The sequence below is a fragment of the Flavobacterium sp. Arc3 genome (assembly GCF_041431375.1).
Classification (GTDB): Bacteria; Bacteroidota; Bacteroidia; order Flavobacteriales; family Flavobacteriaceae; genus Flavobacterium.
This window is the reverse complement of the sequence record NZ_JASMRI010000015.1, coordinates 36,511-54,001: the sequence shown is the minus strand read 5'-3', so window position 1 is coordinate 54,001 and position 17,491 is coordinate 36,511. Positions and strand designations below refer to the sequence as shown.

Annotated in this window: 17 protein-coding genes; 8 read left to right on the top strand and 9 right to left on the bottom strand. The window is 33.6% G+C overall.

All coding sequences use genetic code 11. From position 1 onward, the window contains the following. The first annotated feature begins 64 nt into the window (after positions 1 to 64). Positions 65 to 964 (top strand): patatin family protein, encoded by a 900-nt coding sequence (locus QO200_RS12230; RefSeq protein WP_371540588.1) that lies wholly within the window; start codon positions 65 to 67, stop codon positions 962 to 964. Positions 965 to 966: 2 nt separating this feature from the next. Here QO200_RS12230 and QO200_RS12225 read toward each other — a convergent pair whose 3' ends face one another. Next, positions 967 to 1,488 (bottom strand): hypothetical protein, encoded by a 522-nt coding sequence (locus QO200_RS12225; RefSeq protein WP_371540586.1) that lies wholly within the window; start codon positions 1,486 to 1,488, stop codon positions 967 to 969. A gap of 138 nt (positions 1,489 to 1,626) precedes the next feature. Between QO200_RS12225 and QO200_RS12220 the strand changes: the two genes are divergently transcribed. The 4 genes from QO200_RS12220 to QO200_RS12205 all read left to right on the top strand — a co-directional run bounded on the left by QO200_RS12220 (position 1,627) and on the right by QO200_RS12205 (position 7,167). After that, positions 1,627 to 2,394, top strand: coding sequence for a sulfite exporter TauE/SafE family protein (locus QO200_RS12220; RefSeq protein ID WP_371540583.1), 768 nt, complete (start codon positions 1,627 to 1,629; stop codon positions 2,392 to 2,394). A gap of 252 nt (positions 2,395 to 2,646) precedes the next feature. Beyond that, the gene (locus QO200_RS12215; protein ID WP_371540581.1) at positions 2,647 to 3,897 is read left to right on the top strand and encodes an MFS transporter; all 1,251 of its coding nucleotides are present in this window, start codon (positions 2,647 to 2,649) and stop codon (positions 3,895 to 3,897) included. Between the two features lie 241 nt (positions 3,898 to 4,138). Beyond that, positions 4,139 to 6,472, top strand: a complete 2,334-nt coding sequence (locus tag QO200_RS12210) for an ATP-dependent helicase (protein WP_371540578.1) — start codon at positions 4,139 to 4,141, stop codon at positions 6,470 to 6,472. Between the two features lie 74 nt (positions 6,473 to 6,546). Beyond that, the gene (locus QO200_RS12205; RefSeq protein WP_371540575.1) at positions 6,547 to 7,167 is read left to right on the top strand and encodes an L-threonylcarbamoyladenylate synthase; all 621 of its coding nucleotides are present in this window, start codon (positions 6,547 to 6,549) and stop codon (positions 7,165 to 7,167) included. A gap of 261 nt (positions 7,168 to 7,428) precedes the next feature. Here the strand turns inward: QO200_RS12205 and QO200_RS12200 are convergent, their stop codons facing one another. The 3 genes from QO200_RS12200 to QO200_RS12190 all read right to left on the bottom strand — a co-directional run bounded on the left by QO200_RS12200 (position 7,429) and on the right by QO200_RS12190 (position 9,776). Next, positions 7,429 to 8,262 carry a flagellar motor protein MotB gene (locus QO200_RS12200; RefSeq protein WP_371540573.1) on the bottom strand — a complete coding sequence of 278 codons (834 nt, stop codon included), beginning with the start codon at positions 8,260 to 8,262 and terminating at the stop codon, positions 7,429 to 7,431. 71 nt (positions 8,263 to 8,333) lie between these two features. After that, on the bottom strand, positions 8,334 to 9,320 hold the full coding sequence (locus tag QO200_RS12195; RefSeq protein ID WP_371540570.1) for a glycosyltransferase family 2 protein: 987 nt from the start codon (positions 9,318 to 9,320) through the stop codon (positions 8,334 to 8,336). Positions 9,321 to 9,329: 9 nt separating this feature from the next. Then, on the bottom strand, positions 9,330 to 9,776 hold the full coding sequence (locus tag QO200_RS12190; protein WP_371540568.1) for a type I restriction enzyme HsdR N-terminal domain-containing protein: 447 nt from the start codon (positions 9,774 to 9,776) through the stop codon (positions 9,330 to 9,332). Positions 9,777 to 9,877: 101 nt separating this feature from the next. Here QO200_RS12190 and holA point away from each other — a divergent pair, with 101 nt between their 5' ends. The 3 genes from holA to ettA are packed head-to-tail and all read left to right on the top strand — an operon-like array spanning position 9,878 to position 12,849. Beyond that, positions 9,878 to 10,882 (top strand): DNA polymerase III subunit delta, encoded by a 1,005-nt coding sequence (gene holA / locus QO200_RS12185; protein ID WP_371540565.1) that lies wholly within the window; start codon positions 9,878 to 9,880, stop codon positions 10,880 to 10,882. Between the two features lie 45 nt (positions 10,883 to 10,927). Next, a complete protein-coding gene (locus QO200_RS12180) occupies positions 10,928 to 11,110 on the top strand; it encodes a CAL67264 family membrane protein (RefSeq protein ID WP_371540668.1) in 183 nt (60 codons plus the stop codon). Between the two features lie 44 nt (positions 11,111 to 11,154). Continuing rightward, complete coding sequence (gene ettA / locus QO200_RS12175) at positions 11,155 to 12,849, top strand: energy-dependent translational throttle protein EttA (RefSeq protein ID WP_371540562.1); 1,695 nt, start codon at positions 11,155 to 11,157, stop codon at positions 12,847 to 12,849. A gap of 68 nt (positions 12,850 to 12,917) precedes the next feature. On the opposite strand, the gene QO200_RS12170 is transcribed toward ettA, so the two are convergent. The 5 genes from QO200_RS12170 to QO200_RS12150 all read right to left on the bottom strand — a co-directional run bounded on the left by QO200_RS12170 (position 12,918) and on the right by QO200_RS12150 (position 17,279). After that, positions 12,918 to 13,376 (bottom strand): hypothetical protein, encoded by a 459-nt coding sequence (locus QO200_RS12170; RefSeq protein WP_371540559.1) that lies wholly within the window; start codon positions 13,374 to 13,376, stop codon positions 12,918 to 12,920. Between the two features lie 99 nt (positions 13,377 to 13,475). Continuing rightward, a complete protein-coding gene (locus QO200_RS12165; RefSeq protein WP_371540556.1) occupies positions 13,476 to 13,865 on the bottom strand; it encodes a hypothetical protein in 390 nt (129 codons plus the stop codon). 553 nt (positions 13,866 to 14,418) lie between these two features. Further along, positions 14,419 to 14,547: a hypothetical protein gene (locus QO200_RS12160; protein WP_371540554.1), complete on the bottom strand. Its 129-nt coding sequence runs from the start codon at positions 14,545 to 14,547 to the stop codon at positions 14,419 to 14,421. A gap of 75 nt (positions 14,548 to 14,622) precedes the next feature. Beyond that, positions 14,623 to 15,039: a thiol-disulfide oxidoreductase DCC family protein gene (locus QO200_RS12155; RefSeq protein WP_371540551.1), complete on the bottom strand. Its 417-nt coding sequence runs from the start codon at positions 15,037 to 15,039 to the stop codon at positions 14,623 to 14,625. A gap of 71 nt (positions 15,040 to 15,110) precedes the next feature. Beyond that, positions 15,111 to 17,279: a DNA mismatch repair protein MutS gene (locus QO200_RS12150; RefSeq protein WP_371540549.1), complete on the bottom strand. Its 2,169-nt coding sequence runs from the start codon at positions 17,277 to 17,279 to the stop codon at positions 15,111 to 15,113. Between the last annotated feature and the right edge of the window lie 212 nt (positions 17,280 to 17,491).

Genomic DNA, 17,491 nt, shown 5'->3' with positions numbered 1-17,491 from the left:
ATGGTGCGCAAGGACTATAAAAAAGCTTGTGTCAATTTTCATGTTATATTTAAAAACAAATTCTATGAGGGCATTGGTGATTTCTGGAGGAGGGAGCAAAGGGGCGTTTGCTGGAGGTGTCGCACAATATCTTTTAGAAATAAATAAAAATAAATATGATATTTTTATTGGTACTTCAACTGGAAGTTTACTTATTCCGCATCTCGCCCTAAATAAAACAGAAAAAATAAAAGAGATATTTACTTCTGTAAATCAAAGAAGTATTTTTAATAGGCTACCTTTTTTTGTAAAGTATGTGAATGGCGGATTTCATGTTTCGATTAGTCATGTCAATGTTTTATTGAATCTCATTCGAGGAAGTAAAACATTTGGCGAAAGTTATAATTTGAGAAAATTAATTCGAAAATCCATAACCGTTGAAGAGTTTGAAGAATTAAAATCTGGAAACAAGGAAATTATTATTACGGTATCCAATTTAAGTAAAAATGCAGTAGAATATAAGTCGTTAAAAGACTTTGATTATGCTGAGTTTTGCGATTGGATTTGGATTTCATGTAACTACCTTCCTTTTATGAGTTTAGTAAAAAAAAACGACTGTGATTATGGCGATGGTGGCTTTACCAATCTGGTTCCAATTAGAGAGGCCATCGTCCGTGGTGCAACAGTAATTGATGTCATTATCTTGAATACAGAAGTAAACATTCAAAAAAAAATCATCAGTAGTAATCCCTTTTCATTATTGATTAATTTATTTGGGACTGTCTTGGAACAGGTTAAAAAAAAGGATATTGCCCTAGGAATCTTAGCTTCAAAACATAAAGATGTAACTTTAAATTTATTTTACACACCGACCCATCTTACTGATAACGCACTGTTCTTCAATAAGGAGGAAATGCATAAATGGTGGCAGGAAGGCTATGATTATGCGCTGAATAAAAGTGGGATCATGAGTGATTTAAAATAATCTTACCACAATTCACCCACTTCATTCTTGATAAAAGCCAATGCAGCACTACTGGGAGATGGTTTCTCCAGTAAATCACTGATAACAGCTTCTCGCAAACCATCTGCATTCATTACCTTTTCGTTTTTTGCAGCCAAACGGATCATTTGGATGGTGGCATTTTTGGCAGTAACGATAATGGACCAGCATTTTTCTGAAATATAGATTTGTTGGGCTAAATTATGTTCAAACTCTTGCTCTATTTGTGCAATTACAAAATTGCGGTATTCATCTTTGTCTTGTGAAAGTGGAGAGATTCTAACCATCAATTGTGAAGGGTTAATACGCTCCATCAACAAAGTCATGCGTTCATAAGCCTGTAAACGAAGTGGTAACATTGCTGATTGATTGTCTTTTTGCAACATCCAGCGTCTGTTATTTTGCTGATCTTTGAAATGAGCATCAAATAAATAGTAGGCAACAGCACCAGTAATTAATGATGGGATAGTATATGCGATTATTTCTGTGATAGATGTTGTGTCCATTTATATTTTATTTAGAAAAACAAAAATATACTTTTTGATTTAATTAGTCCATATTTATAGTGCAATTTAGGAATGGTAGGGCTATTTTTGCAAAAAAAATATAGGTTTGATTTTTGACCTATTGAATTATATTTATAGATGGAAACTTACATCATTGTTCTACTTTGCGTAGCTGCTTTTGCGGCAGGTTTTATTGATGCTATTGTTGGAGGCGGAGGATTGGTTCAAACTCCAGTAGGTTTGATTTTATTACCTAATTTACCTGTTTCAACCGTTATTGGAACCTTAAAAATACCAGCTTTTAGCGGAACTTCTTTTGCGGCCTATCAATACCTAAAAAAGGTAACAATGAACTGGCGTTTGTTATTGATTATGGTTGCTGTAGCCATGCCTTCGGCTTTTGCAGGTTCAACTTTACTGACGTATATGAGTAACGATTTTATGAAGCCATTGTTGTTGTTTATTCTGTCGCTACTAGCTATTTATACTTATGCAAAGAAGAATTTTGGCCAGCATGTTGCTAAAGATCTATCTGAGCGAACGCAAATTTTAAATGCTATTTTGATTAGTTTTATTGTTGGTTTTTATGATGGATTCATTGGTCCGGGAACTGGAAGTTTTTTTGTTGTAGCCTTTATTGCTTTAATGGGTTTTGATTTCCTTCACGCTTCCGCGAATGCGAAAATGGTGAATCTAGCGACTAATTTTGGTTCTATTTGCCTATTTATGTTGAAAGGGAAGATAATTTGGGCAATTGCCATACCAATGGCAGCCAGTAACGCAGTTGGTGGATGGTTAGGTGCAAAAGTTGCAATTACAAAAGGAAATGGCTTTATCAGAATATTCTTTCTAGTAATTGTTGTGGGTACGTTAATTCGGTTTGCTTACGATGTGTTTTGGAAATAATTTAAGCTTTTTTCACTATCGGTAGTGATTCTTTTTTTTAATTCAGAATAATAGTCTGTTTTGACTACATAGAATTTATAGGATGAGTTGGGAATAAATTGGCGATAGTAAATTGAACTCTTTAAGCCAACACTGTTTAAAAAGGTATTTTTTTACTACATGATTGCTTCAAAGTAAAATATAGTGGGTCGTTTCTTTTTCTAGAATGTAATCTAGGAATGGTTGTTATGTTGATGAATAATTAAGAATAAAATGAAAGTTAAAAAAGAAGTTAAATTATTAGGCGAAAAAAATAAATCAATTGCGACTATTCTGGCTTTCGCATTAGTGCCGCTTTCAGGTTTGGCTACTGATGTTTACTTACCGTCTATGCCTCAAATGGGGATTTCGTTACACACAAGCGCGAGTAATATACAGCTTACATTAATGCTATTTTTGGTTAGTTACGGTTTGACTCAAATTGTAGCGGGTAGTTTATTAGATATTTATGGTAGATATCGCATGTCTATACAGGCCTTGTTCGTATTTGTTATAGCAAGTTTAGTAATAGCTACTACTGATAGTATTTGGGTAATTTACATCATGCGGATTCTACATGGAATTTCTGTTGCCTTTATAGTTGTTGCCAAACGCACTTTTTTTGTCGATGTTTATGAAGGAGATAAACAAAAAAACTATCTCAGTATCATTACCATTGTTTGGTCTGTAGCCCCTATTATTGCTCCTTTCATAGGAGGATATTTGCAACATGGATTTGGATGGCGTTCAAATTTTTATCTTTTGGCAATCTTTGGTTTTTTGATGCTAATTTTAGAACTTATTTTTTCCGGTGAAACCTTAAAAATTAGAAAAAAAATACAATTGACAGAAATAAAGAACAGTTATTCTGAAATGTTACAAAAAAAGGATTTCAGGTATGGCTTAATGATGTTAGGTGTCTCATATGGTACGGTTATGTTTTATGGACTTACAGGACCTTTTATTTTGGAACATGAACTGGGCTACTCTGCAATTGTAACGGGTTACGTTTCATTAGGACTGGGACTTGCATGGATGTCAGGTGGATTTATAAGTAAGGCATTAAATAAAAAAGCGCTATTACCTAAACTAAGAGTGGCTAATTATATACAATTTGCTGTTGTTTTGATAATGATCGTTACAGCTCCATTTCTTAGTAATATATTTACTTTAACTATTTTTGCCTTTTTAATTCATATTGCGGCAGGTTTTACTTTTAGTGTTTATTTCCCGTACTGTTTGAGTAGTTTTCCTAAGTATGCTGCTACAGCAGGAGGCCTGACAGGAGGTGTAACCTATGTTTTTACTTCTTTTTTTAGTTATGGGGTCGCTTATCTTGTTCATGCAAAAACACAAATAGAATTAGGGACGGGGTATTTGTTATTGGTTTTTGTAGGCTTTTTTATTTTAATGGTTATTGGAAAGAATTTTAAAATAGAAAAAAAGACACAAGAAAGATTAAATTCTTTAAAATTAGAAAACTAACTAAAAGATATTGATTTAGGAGAATTGAATTTGGCAAGGAATCCAAAATTAACAGAAATTAATCGATATGAATTTATGACTTTTTAGTTTAAAATTTTAGGTAACGGAATTCATCCATAACTCTACTTTTAGACTTAATGCTTTTTTATTTGGAATTTTAATAGAATAAGTACTCCTGAGTTTGATTTAAAACTCCTTTTTAATTCTTAAATTCTTATTTTTGCATAAATAGAAAATTTTCATGCAAAAATACATTTCCCAACTTAACGAAGCACAACGCGAACCAGTATTGCAAAAAGACGGCCCCATGATTATTATCGCCGGTGCAGGTTCAGGTAAAACGCGTGTTTTGACGATACGTATTGCTTATTTAATGCATCAGGGAGTGGATGCATTCAATATTTTATCGTTGACTTTTACAAACAAGGCAGCACGTGAAATGAAAAAACGTATTTCTGATATTGTAGGTTCTAGCGAAGCTAAGAATCTTTGGATGGGAACGTTTCACTCTGTGTTTGCTAGAATTTTGCGTTCGGAAGCGCACTTATTAGGATACCCGTCAAATTTTACGATATATGATTCCCAAGATTCGCTACGAGCTATTTCTGGAATTATAAAAGAAATGCAACTAGACAGGGACGTTTACAAACCCAAACAAGTTCTAAGTAGGATTTCCAACTTTAAAAATAGTTTGATCACTGTAAAAGCCTATTTCAATGACCGTGACTTGCAAGAAGCGGATGCGATGTCTAAAAAACCTCGTATGGGTGAATTGTACCAAAACTATGTAGATAAATGTTTCAAGTCGGGAGCGATGGATTTTGATGATTTATTATTAAAAACCAATGAACTATTAACACGTTTTCCAGAAGTTCTAGCGAAATACCAAAACCGTTTCCGTTATATTCTTGTAGATGAGTACCAAGATACAAATCACTCTCAATATTTAATTGTTAGAGCATTATCAGATAAATTCCAAAATATATGTGTGGTAGGTGATGATGCGCAAAGTATTTATGCGTTTCGTGGTGCTAACATCAATAATATCTTGAATTTTCAGAAGGATTACGAAGGCGTTAAAACCTTTCGTCTGGAACAAAATTACCGTTCGACAAAAAATATTGTGGAGGCGGCAAATACAATCATCGATAAGAATAAAACTAAACTGGATAAAATCGTTTGGACAGCCAATGATTTTGGCCCTAAAATAAAAGTACACCGCAGCATGACAGATGCGGAAGAAGGTCGTTTTGTTGCTGGAACGATTTTCGAACAAAAGATGCAAAACCAAATGAACAATGGTGATTTTGCTATTTTATACCGTACCAATGCACAATCGCGTGCGATGGAGGATGCACTTAGAAAAAGAGATATTCCGTATAGAATTTATGGAGGTTTGTCTTTTTACCAAAGAAAAGAAATAAAAGATGTGCTGTGTTATTTGCGATTGGTAATCAATCCGAAGGACGAAGAAGCATTAATGCGCGTGATTAATTATCCGGCACGAGGCATAGGAAATACCACGATTGAAAAATTATTGGTAGCAGCTAATCACTACAAAAGATCCATTTTTGAAGTGATGCAAAACATTGACAAAATTGACTTGAAACTGAACTCGGGAACTAAACAAAAACTACTTGATTTTGTTACGATGATTCAAAGTTTTCAGGTGATAAATGAAAACCAAGATGCTTTCTATTTAACGGATCATGTTTCTAAAAAAACAGGATTGGTTCAAGAATTAAAGAAAGATGCCACGCCGGAAGGAATGGCAAAAATACAAAATATAGAAGAGTTATTAAACGGAATCAAAGACTTTACCGAAGGACAAAAAGAAATTGATGGTGCCCGTGGTGCCTTATCTGAATTCATGGAAGATGTGGCTCTGGCGACTGATTTAGATAAAGACACCAGCGATGAAGACCGTGTGGCATTGATGACAATACATTTGGCAAAAGGACTGGAATTCCCACATGTTTTTGTTGTGGGAATGGAAGAAGATCTGTTTCCAAGTGCGATGAGTATGAGTACTAGAAGTGAACTAGAGGAAGAACGTCGTTTATTCTACGTGGCGCTAACGCGTGCAGAGCATCAGGCTTACTTAACCTATGCACAATCACGCTACCGTTGGGGTAAATTGACAGATAGTGAGCCTTCCCGTTTTATTGAAGAAATAGACGGACAATATTTAGAGTATCTTACCCCGGCCGAAAATAATTACCGTTATAAACCCATGATTGACAGCGATATTTTTGGGGATGTGGATAAATCCAAATTGCGTTTGGCTAAGCCAGCTAATGGAACACCTCCAGTACAAGTTAAGGACAGTGATCCTAAATCTGAAATAAATATTCGTAAATTAAAGCCTGTTGCCGGAAAATCTGCATCAGGAGGCGCTAATTTGTTTGACAATAAATTAGTTGCTGGAAATATTGTAATGCACGAACGTTTTGGAAAAGGGGAAGTATTAAACTTAGATGGAGTGGGAGCTGATAAAAAAGCGGAGATCAAATTTGATGTTGGCGGTATAAAAAAATTATTATTGCGTTTTGCAAAATTGGATATAATCGGATAATTTTTTTTTAAAAGTTTATAGTTGTTGATATAACGAACTTTAGACTTTACATTTTAAAACTTTAAACAAAAAAAATGGCACAATTTATAAAAATATACCCAGATAAACCGAACGAAGCGGCTATTGCCAAAGTAGTTAAGGTTTTAAAAGATGGTGGTTTAGTTATTTATCCAACTGATACGGTGTATGGGTTGGGATGTGACATTACCAATACGAAAGCTTTAGAACGCATCGCTAAGATAAAAGGAATCAAGTTAGAAAAAGCTAATTTTTCATTCATTTGTCATGATCTAAGCAATATTTCTGATTATGTTAGGCAAATAGATACGGCAACTTTTAAACTCTTAAAAAGAGCGTTGCCTGGACCGTATACTTTTATTTTACCGGGAAATAATAACTTACCTAAAGAGTTCAAGAAGAAAACAACAGTTGGAATTCGTGTGCCTGATAATTCTATAGCTTTGGAAATTGTTCGCCAATTAGGGAATCCTATTGTTTCTACATCCATTCGAGATGACGATGATGTAATTGAATATACTACAGATCCTGAGCTCATTTTTGAAAAATGGCAAAATCTAGTTGATATGGTAATTGACGGTGGTTATGGTGATAATGTGGGTTCTACGATAATTGATTTATCAGGTGATGAACCAGAGGTAATTCGCGAAGGAAAAGGAAGTCTGAATATTCTATAAGATAGCGATTATTTAGATAATATTTGAACATATTATATTAATTTTTATCTTTGCTTAAAATTGCAACTAAAAAATAAAGAGATGTTATTCTTAATTAATATTTAATTGGTTATTAAAAAAGTATTAGGGATACATAAAAGCAGGCCAATTGGCCTGCTTTTTCTTTTTAAATATATAGCAAAAAAAAAAAACGTTCCGAATTTCGGAACGTTTTTCTGTTTCTGTAATTTGAATACTCAAACTACATTATGAAATTTAAAACTATTGTTTTTGGCTTTTCATTTCTTTTTCAATCATTTCGTAGAATTGATCAATTTTTGGCAATACAACGATACGAGTTCTTCTGTTACGAGCTCTGTTTTCAGCAGAATCATTTGCTACTAACGGAATGTAAGAACTTCTACCTGCAGCGATTAATTGTGCTGGGTTAACTCCTAACTCATTCGTTAGTACACGAATAATTGAAGTAGAACGTTTCACACTTAAATCCCAGTTGTCAAGTAATATGTTGTTACCAATGTAAGGTACGCTATCAGTATGACCTTCAACCATACATTCGAAATCTGGTTTGTCATTTACTACTTTAGCAACTTTAGCTAAAACTCCTTTTGCTTTATCAGTTACAGTATAGCTACCGCTTTTAAATAACAATTTATCAGCAATAGAGATAAATACAACTCCTTTTTCAACATTAATTTCAATATCTGGATCATTAAATCCAACTGATCTTTTTAGACTTGTAACTAAAGCAAGTGTAACACTGTCTTTTTTAGTTAACGCATCTTGCATTCTAGTTATTTTTAAATCTTTTTCTTTAATAGACTCTAATGCTTTTTCAATGTTTTCAGCACCTTTAGTAGTCAATACAGTCATATCTTTTGAAGTACTGATTAACGTCTGGTTATGCTCTTTTAAACCTGCAACTGTAGCTGTAAGACCCGCTTTGTCTTCTAAGCAAGAATTTAATTTTACGGTACAAGTGTTTAATAAATCTTGAGTTTCCTTGTTTCTCGCCTCTAGATCAGTATATTTCTTCTTAGAAACACAAGAGGTTAAAAGGGCTAAAACGGATAAGGCAATTACAATTTTTTTCATAAATTTAATGTTTAGTGAATTACAAATTTAGTTTTAATAAAGTTAATAAAATATACAATTTAATGTTAAAGTCAATTAACAAAGACCTTGCCACTATTTGCGTAGTATTGGAAAACGATACTTTTGATGTTATAGTATTTTTTTGTGTGAAAATCACCTCTTTTTTTGTAAGTTATTGAAAATAAAGTGTAAAAAGAATAATGAGCTTTTAAAATAGCTAAAAAATGTGAAAATTTTCCTTTGAAAATAAATTGAATTCCTGCGATTCCATCTAAAATCATTCGACTAAATAAAACACCATATAAGTTTTCCTTAGGTACGTTTTTGGTTAACATTAGTAATGAATTTCTGAAGTTCAAATAGGTTTTCTTAGGGTTGCCCTGTTGTAAGGTGGCTCCGCCTACATGATACACTAACGATTTGTAATTATACTTTATGTTGTATCCCTTATTGATAGCGCGCCAGCACAGATCGATTTCCTCTTGATGGGCAAAAAAATCATTGTCAAACCCGTGAAGTTCTTTGTAAACATAACTTCTGATGAAAAAACATGCTCCTGAAGCCCAAAATATCTCTCTTTCATCATCGTATTGTCCTTTGTCTTCTTCAATAGTTTCAAAAAGGCGCCCGCGGCAATATGGATATCCATATTTATCAATGAAACCACCTGCAGCTCCAGCATATTCAAAGTACTTTTTATTCTTAAAATCTAATATCTTAGGTTGTACAATAACGGTTTGTGGTTCGTTTTTAAAAGTATCGATTATGGGTGATAACCAGTTTTGTGTAACTTCTATGTCAGAGTTTACCAATGCATATATTTCGGCATCAATATGTTTCAGTGCTTCATTATATCCTTGAGCAAAACCATAATTATCAACATTTTTTACAATTTTTACACTAGGGTAGTGCTGTTCCACAAAAGAGATGGACTCATCCGTAGAAGCATTATCTGCCACATAAATCGTGGCTTCAGGGGAAAATGCTATTATCGAAGGTAAAAATTGCTCTAATAATTGTACACCATTCCAATTAAGGATAACGACTGCTATATTCATTTTGATTATTTAGATAGTATATTCTGGAAGTTCAGGTAAAAATTGGTATTTCTCATTTTCGAAATCCATTTGGCAAAAGTAATGATTCATTCCGTTGGTTAACATCAAATATTCCGCGTTCATAGTCATATTGTAACGGGCAATTTGGTCAAACGTAGTTTGGGCAATTTTTATTTCAGGAGCTTTGCATTCGATTAAGATGCATATTGAGCCATCAGAGTTAAATACTACTACGTCATATCTTTTTCGTAATCCGTTGACTTTAAGTACTTTTTCTACATTAATCAGGGATTTAGGATATTTTTTTTCTTCCAATAAAAACCGAACAACGTGCTGACGAACCCATTCCTCTGGAGTGAGAACGATAAATTTTTTCCTGATGTCGTCAAAAATAGACACTTTATTTTCGCTATTTTTGAAGCGCCAAGTATAAGAAGAAAAATTCAATTGCTGCATCAGGCAAAAATAATTAAAATGTTTAAAGTTTACCGTTTAAAGTTCTTGTTATTTGTAACATTGTGACTGAATACGTTAACTGAACACTGAAGACTGAAAAAATGGACGAGGTTATAAAAATTCTGAATGATATTAAAAGCGGGAACATCAAACCTATTTATTTTTTAATGGGTGAAGAACCGTACTACATTGATATCGTATCAGACTATATTGAAAAAAATGTCTTGTCTGAGGAAGAGAAAGGATTCAATCAAACTGTTTTGTATGGTAGAGACGTTTCTGTTGAAGATATTGTTTCGACAGCTAAGCGTTACCCAATGATGGCGGAACGCCAGGTGGTGATTGTAAAAGAAGCGCAAGATTTGAGTCGGACTATTGACAAGCTAGAAAGCTATGCTGATAATCCGATGCCTTCGACCGTTTTAGTGATTTGCTACAAATACAAAACACTCGATAAACGTAAAAAAGTAACTAAGGTACTAGGGAAAAACGGTTTGGTTTACGAAAGTAAAAAACTATATGAGAACCAAGTTGGAGATTGGATAAAGCGCATCCTAGCCAGTAAAAAATATACCATTGAACCCAAAGCCAGCGCGATGCTTGTGGAATTTTTGGGAACAAACTTAGGAAAAATAAACAATGAACTTGAGAAGTTACAAATAATATTACCCAAAGGAAGTGTAATTGCTCCTAAAGATATAGAAGAAAATATCGGATTCAGTAAAGACTTTAATGTATTTGAACTTCGCAAAGCAATAGGAGAAAGAAACCAGCTTAAAGCCTACACAATCGCAGCAAATTTTGCGAATAATCCAAAAGAGAACCCAATGGTGGTTACGACAAGTCTGGTTTTTGGTTTTTTTATCCAATTATTGAAATACCACGGACTCAAAGACAGAAACCCAAAAAATGTCGCAGCAGTTATTGGAGTCAATCCTTTTTTTCTAAAAGAATATGATGTGGCGCTTAAAAATTATCCCATGAAAAAGGTAAGTCAAATTGTAGCTTCCTTGCGAGATATCGATGTAAAAAGCAAAGGAGTAGGGGCAAGTTCGATGTCAAATTCCGACTTGTTAAGAGAAATGCTGTATAATATATTCAATTAGCACTTAAATTCACGATATTTGCACTTTAAAAAACAGGCTTTAGTTATGGGAATGAATAAAAATACCGTCTTAGGATGGGCTACTTTTATAATGATAGTAATGGGTTTTCTCTTAATAGGTCTTGGCGCTTTTAGATACAGTGACGTTTCCGGATGGGGATTTGCAGCTGTTGGCGTTGGGTTCTTAGCGAATGCATGGGTTTTTAGCTCACTCAAAGGGAGACTTTAGAAAAATGTTTTAAATGTTGAATTTTAAATTAAAAATAATAAAAAATGGCAGACGATAAGAAAGTAATATTCTCAATGTCAAAATTGAGTAAAACCTATCAAGGAGCAGATAAACCCGTTCTTAAAAATATCTATTTGAGTTTCTTTTATGGAGCAAAAATTGGTATTTTAGGTCTTAATGGATCTGGAAAATCTTCTTTATTAAAAATTATTGCTGGTACGGATAAAAACTATCAGGGAGATGTTGTTTTTGCACCAGGTTATACCGTCGGGTACTTAGAGCAAGAGCCAATCCTTGATGACAGTAAAACTGTTATCGAAATTGTTCGTGAAGGTGTTGCTGAAACAATGGCAGTATTAGAGGAATTTAACCAAATTAATGATAGTTTTGGTCTTCCAGAAGTGTATGAAGATGCAGATAAAATGGAGAAACTAATGGATCGTCAAGCTTTGTTGCAGGACAAAATAGATGCATTAGGTGCTTGGGAAATTGATACAAAATTAGAAATTGCAATGGATGCTTTACGTACTCCAGATGCAGATACACCTATAAAGAACCTTTCTGGAGGGGAACGTCGTCGTGTGGCTTTATGTCGTTTGTTATTGCAACAGCCAGATGTATTACTTCTTGATGAGCCTACCAATCACTTAGACGCAGAAAGTGTATTATGGTTAGAGCAACATTTAGCACAATATTCAGGAACGGTAATCGCTGTAACGCACGATAGATACTTCTTGGATAATGTGGCAGGTTGGATTTTAGAGTTAGATAGAGGAGAAGGTATTCCATGGAAAGGGAATTACTCTTCTTGGTTAGACCAAAAATCAAGTAGAATGGCACTTGAAGAAAAAGTGGCTTCAAAACGTAGAAAAAACTTAGAACGTGAGTTGGACTGGGTTCGTCAAGGTGCTAAAGGACGTCAAACGAAACAAAAAGCACGTTTACAGAACTACGATAAAATGCTTAATGAAGATCAGAAAGAATTAGATGAAAAATTAGAGATTTATATCCCTAATGGACCACGTCTAGGTACTAATGTAATTGAAGCCAAAGGCGTTTCTAAAGCATATGGTGATAAATTATTATATGATAATTTAAATTTCACCTTACCACAAGCTGGAATCGTTGGAATTATCGGACCTAACGGTGCTGGTAAATCTACTATTTTCAGAATGATAATGGGAGAAGAAAAACCAGATGCAGGGGAATTTGAAATTGGTGATACGGTTAAGATCGCGTACGTCGATCAAGCACACTCGAATATAAATCCTGATAAATCTATTTGGGAAAACTTCTGTGATGGTCAAGAATTAATTATGATGGGCGGTCGCCAAGTGAATTCTCGTGCTTATTTAAGCCGTTTCAACTTTGGAGGAAGTGATCAAAACAAAAAAGTTTCAACACTTTCTGGTGGAGAGCGTAACCGTTTACACCTTGCCATGACTTTGAAAGAAGAAGGTAACGTTTTGTTACTGGATGAGCCTACCAATGATTTGGATATTAATACACTACGTGCTTTAGAAGAAGGACTTGATAATTTTGCCGGTTGTGCAGTGGTAATTTCTCACGACAGATGGTTCTTAGACAGAATTTGTACGCACATTCTAGCCTTTGAAGGAAATTCTGATGTGTATTATTTTGAAGGTGGTTTCTCTGAATATGAAGAAAATAAGAAAAAACGATTAGGTGGGGATTTAACTCCAAAACGTTTGAAATACAGAAAACTAATCAGAAGTTAATTTTAGTTTTTGATACAAAAACAAAAAGGATGTCAATTATGGCATCCTTTTTGTTATACCTATTTATTTTAAAGTATCTTGCTATTCAATCGCTGTTTGATCCCTTTTTTTGTCATTTCCTTTGTTAGGATGGACTCGTTAAAATCAGTGATATAGCTACTTTTAGCGACTATTTTTATTACGCCCTCTGCAGTATAAAAATAAGGAGTTAAATAAATATAAGGACTATTTGACTTTTTTATTAATTTACTACTGTCAAACATTGCTTTGTTATCAAAATAATATATGCTAAAGTGTAAAATGTAATTTTCATTATTGAATTTATTCAACGTGCCTGACATGGTATTCGGATAGACTATATCTCCTAATTTTACCTTAAAGCTATCTTTTTTGAATCCCTTGTAAATAGCATAAGTCCCATCTTCATGCTCTATCACAATATTGTTGGTCTTACTAGTGTATACCATTTTAGTTAAAGTATCGTTTTGAAATTCATTTTTGAGATTAACAACTATACCTTTTCGCATGGAAAAAACAGAATCAGCCGTTTTGCTATTTGTAGAATATGATTTCCAGCTTTCTGGTTTTTCTGCACCAAAATACTTTTCATTTACATTCCCACTTTCTTAAATAGTGATTTTTGCACCTTTTTTAAATGGAAGTAAATATTGAAATAAGCTATCCACTTTTGGTCTTGAGTTCCCAAAAGCATATGAGGTTTTATAGCCGTAGCTAATTCCTAAATCTTTATTTGTGGGCCTAAGAGTCAATAATTTCCCAAAATTTCCTTCAATGACTTGTTCGTAATGATCTGCTGCGCTAGTGTTTGTTAATCCATTAAACTCTATTTTAATAGTGTAGCTTCCAGGCATATTTTTTTTATAAAAGAAATCAACACTTTTATTTTCATTCCTTATAGCAGTTACTTCTATAACACGATCCTGAGCTTGTAGTTTTGTCGAACAACTTATAATTATTAGACATAAAGCGATCTTTAATTGAAAATAATTTTTCATTACATTTTTTTAGGTTAATATAAATACGAACTTGTTTAGAAATCCTGTAGTTATTATTTTATTCTAATACTTTTTTTTTAGAACTTAAATTACAACAGCAAAGTGAATGATTTTGTGTTCACACCTTGTGGAATAGAACTATATCAAGTAAATTTAGAAATTTATTCCAATTTAAAGTAAGAAAATATGTTCTTTTTATTGTGTGAAATTCATTATTTGGAGCGCGTTTCTTTGAATATGAAGAAAACAAAAAAACGATTAGGTGGATGCTAATATGTAAAAACGATTAAAATAGAAAAACCTAATCAGAAGTTAATTTTAGTTTTTTCAGAACAGCAAAAAGGATATCCGATTACGACATCCTTTTTTATTTATAGTTAAAGCATTTTTGTTTTAAGAGAGCTAACTTTCGTTAGCCATTCTATTTTGAAAAAAGAAGAGAATTGCTGAGGCTAATTAAAAACAAAAGAACACAACAAGAGTGAATACAAGTATAGACGCTTGAATAGCGACTGCTTATATATTCTTAAATAAGTCAAAGACGCATCTGATTTTATTTTTTTTTCTTATCGTTGTTCATTAACAGTAATACAGTAGCTACTAAAGCAAGTACCACAAATCCAAAGACGAAAACAATAATTATCGAACCGCTATCCCAAGTAATAAGTGCCATATTTTTCATGTTTTTTTAATTTTAAAAATCAAAAATATAAATTTTGTCAGCAAAACAATATGATAAAAATCATTAAATGCTATTTTAGGGTAAAAATTTTGATTTCAATTCTGTTGTAGGAATCATGCAGCTCTCTTTTTTACCAAACCATTTGTATCTGTTCTTGGCAATCCAATCGTATAAAAAATTACTGAATTTTAATGGTAAAATTTTAAAAATGGTTAACAAACTATAAAAAGAACCAAGTTGGGAGGCAATTGCTAAAGCGGCTTCCGATTTGTAGTAATAAGCAATTCCAGGCTCGTAGAGTATGATGCTATCGATACTTTTTTGGTCTACACCAATATGTTTACAGATTTCGCGCCCCAAATTAGATTGCAATGCTACAAATCGGAAAACGTCTTTTTTATCGTGTTTTATGATAAATTGTACCGCCGAATTGCACAAATTGCAAATGCCGTCGAACAGGATAATCTTTTTGTCTTTAGATAGGCTTTCCATTTTTTTGTAGTTGTGAGGCTATAATAGCGTTTAAAATCAACTAACCGCTGATTATTGAACACTCGAACTGATTATTTCTTTTTCATCGCTTCCACCAATTCCAGTTCATCTAAACTGACTTTTGACGTAAACATACCGTAATTTACCGTTGCTTTATTCTTTTCTATAGTATCAATGCTGCCCACTGCTTTCCCATCAAGCATGCGTACACGATCGCCTACTCTTAAAATAGCCTTCACTTTTTCGATTATCGGTTTCAGTTTCTTTTCCTTCTTTTCTTTTCTGATTTCTTCCACATGTACCGTAACTTCCGCAATGACTTCTTTCTTCTTGGCTACGATAGCTTTAGCTTCTTTCGGAGTCGCTTTCTTGCGTTTTGAATTTTCAATTTCGATAATTTTCAAAAAATCACCGATAAGGTCTTTTTTACTTTTATTATTGAAATATTTCTCGGCAATATCTTCAATTTTTTGTCCTATGTAAATGGTCTTTTGGTTACTGTCATATAATTCCTGATAGCTTTCCAACTTTTGCTTGATTTTGACATTGATTGTTTCCATTTTCTTTCCTTCCTCGCGCGCTTTGGTTTCTTCTTCCTTAAGCGTTTGCGAAGTTTTTTCCATTTTCGAGCGTTCCTTCTGTAGTGTAGCAATAGTTTTGTCAAAACGTACTTTACCAACTTCAATTTTCTTTTTGGCACGATTGATTAAACTGAACGGAATTCCGTTTTTCAGCGCAACTTCAAAAGTAAAGGAACTACCCGCTTGGCCCAGTGCTAATTTATACATGGGTTCCAATGATTTTTCATCAAACATCATATTAGCATTAGTTGCAAAAGGCAACTCATTAGCTAGAATTTTTAAATTCGAATAATGGGTAGTTATAATCCCAAAAGCTTCGCGATGGTAGAATTCTTCGAGAAAAATTTCAGCTAAAGCACCACCCAATTCAGGGTCGGAGCCAGTACCAAATTCATCAATCAGGAACATCGTTTTCTTATTGCACTTCTTTAAGAAGTAGTTCATGTTCTTTAGTCGGTAACTGTATGTACTTAGATGATTTTCAATAGATTGATTGTCTCCGATATCGGTAAGGATTCTATCGAATAAAAAAGTTTCTGATCGTTCGTGAACCGGAATCAACATTCCCGACTGCAACATCAATTGTAGCAATCCAACCGTTTTTAAAGAGATTGTTTTACCACCTGCATTAGGCCCGGAAATCACAATAATTCTATTCTCCTGCTTCAGTTCAATAGTTTGCGGATGTGTAATTTCCTTTTTCTGTTTGTTGTTCAAATACAGAATTGGATGATAGGCATCTCTAAAATAAAGTCGGCGATTGTCCGTAATTTGAGGCATGATACCGTTAATTCGGTTGGCATATTTTGCTTTTGCAGCAATAACATCAATATCGCTCAGGAAATCCTGGTATTGAATTAGCAGCGGTAAAAAAGGACGGATATCATTCGACAATTGTTTTAAAATACGAGTAATTTCTTCACTCTCCTCATATTCTAAATTACTTAATTCACGAGAATATTTTAATGTAGTCTCTGGTTCTATATAAGCGATGCTTCCTGTTTTTGAACTTCCTAATATAGATCCTTTGACTTTACGGCGGTACATCGCTAAAACAGCCAAAACTCTGCGGTTTTGTACAAAACTTTCTTTGATGTCATCCAAATAGCCTAAGCTATTGTATTGCGTCAATGCCACACCAAAACTTTGGTTAACTTTACCGCGAACAGAATTGATGTCTCTGCGAATATTCAATAGTACTGGCGACGCATTATCCTTAATTTCACCATACTTATCAACAATTTGGTCAACGGCTGTGATAATTTCTTTGGTTAACTCAACTTCGTTTGCTCTAGTGTTTAAATGAGGGTAATAGTCATCAAATTTTTTGAAGTAATTCAATAAAAAATTAACCGTTGAAGATAGGGTTGCTATTTTTCTAAAACTACCTACTTCCAGAAAACTATCCTCGATTGCCAGAAATTTAATTTCGTGGCTTATGGCATCAAAACCATGATTAGGAATTGCATTGTTATTTTGAAACGAAGAGACGTACTCAGAAGTTTGTAGCAAAGCTTGCATCAAAGTTTCTTTGTCTCTAAACGGGGTGATTTCTAACGCTTTTTGTTTCCCAATGTCTGTATTACATATGGTTGAAATAGTTTCGAGTACAGTTGGAAATTGTAAGTCTTGTAATGTCTTTTCGGTAATGGATATCATTGTTTTTTCTAAATTGCAATGAAGCAAAGTTACAAAGATTCCATGTTAAAATAGACTATCTAATACTGTACTTTACGATATATGTATAGATGAATTCTATTTTGCTGCAATTGGAGATAAAAAATCGCAAAGATTCAGAAACGATTAGAGTCTTGTTTATGATAATAAGGTAGATGAGTTAGTAATCTTACTGTATATTTGCGCTACATCTT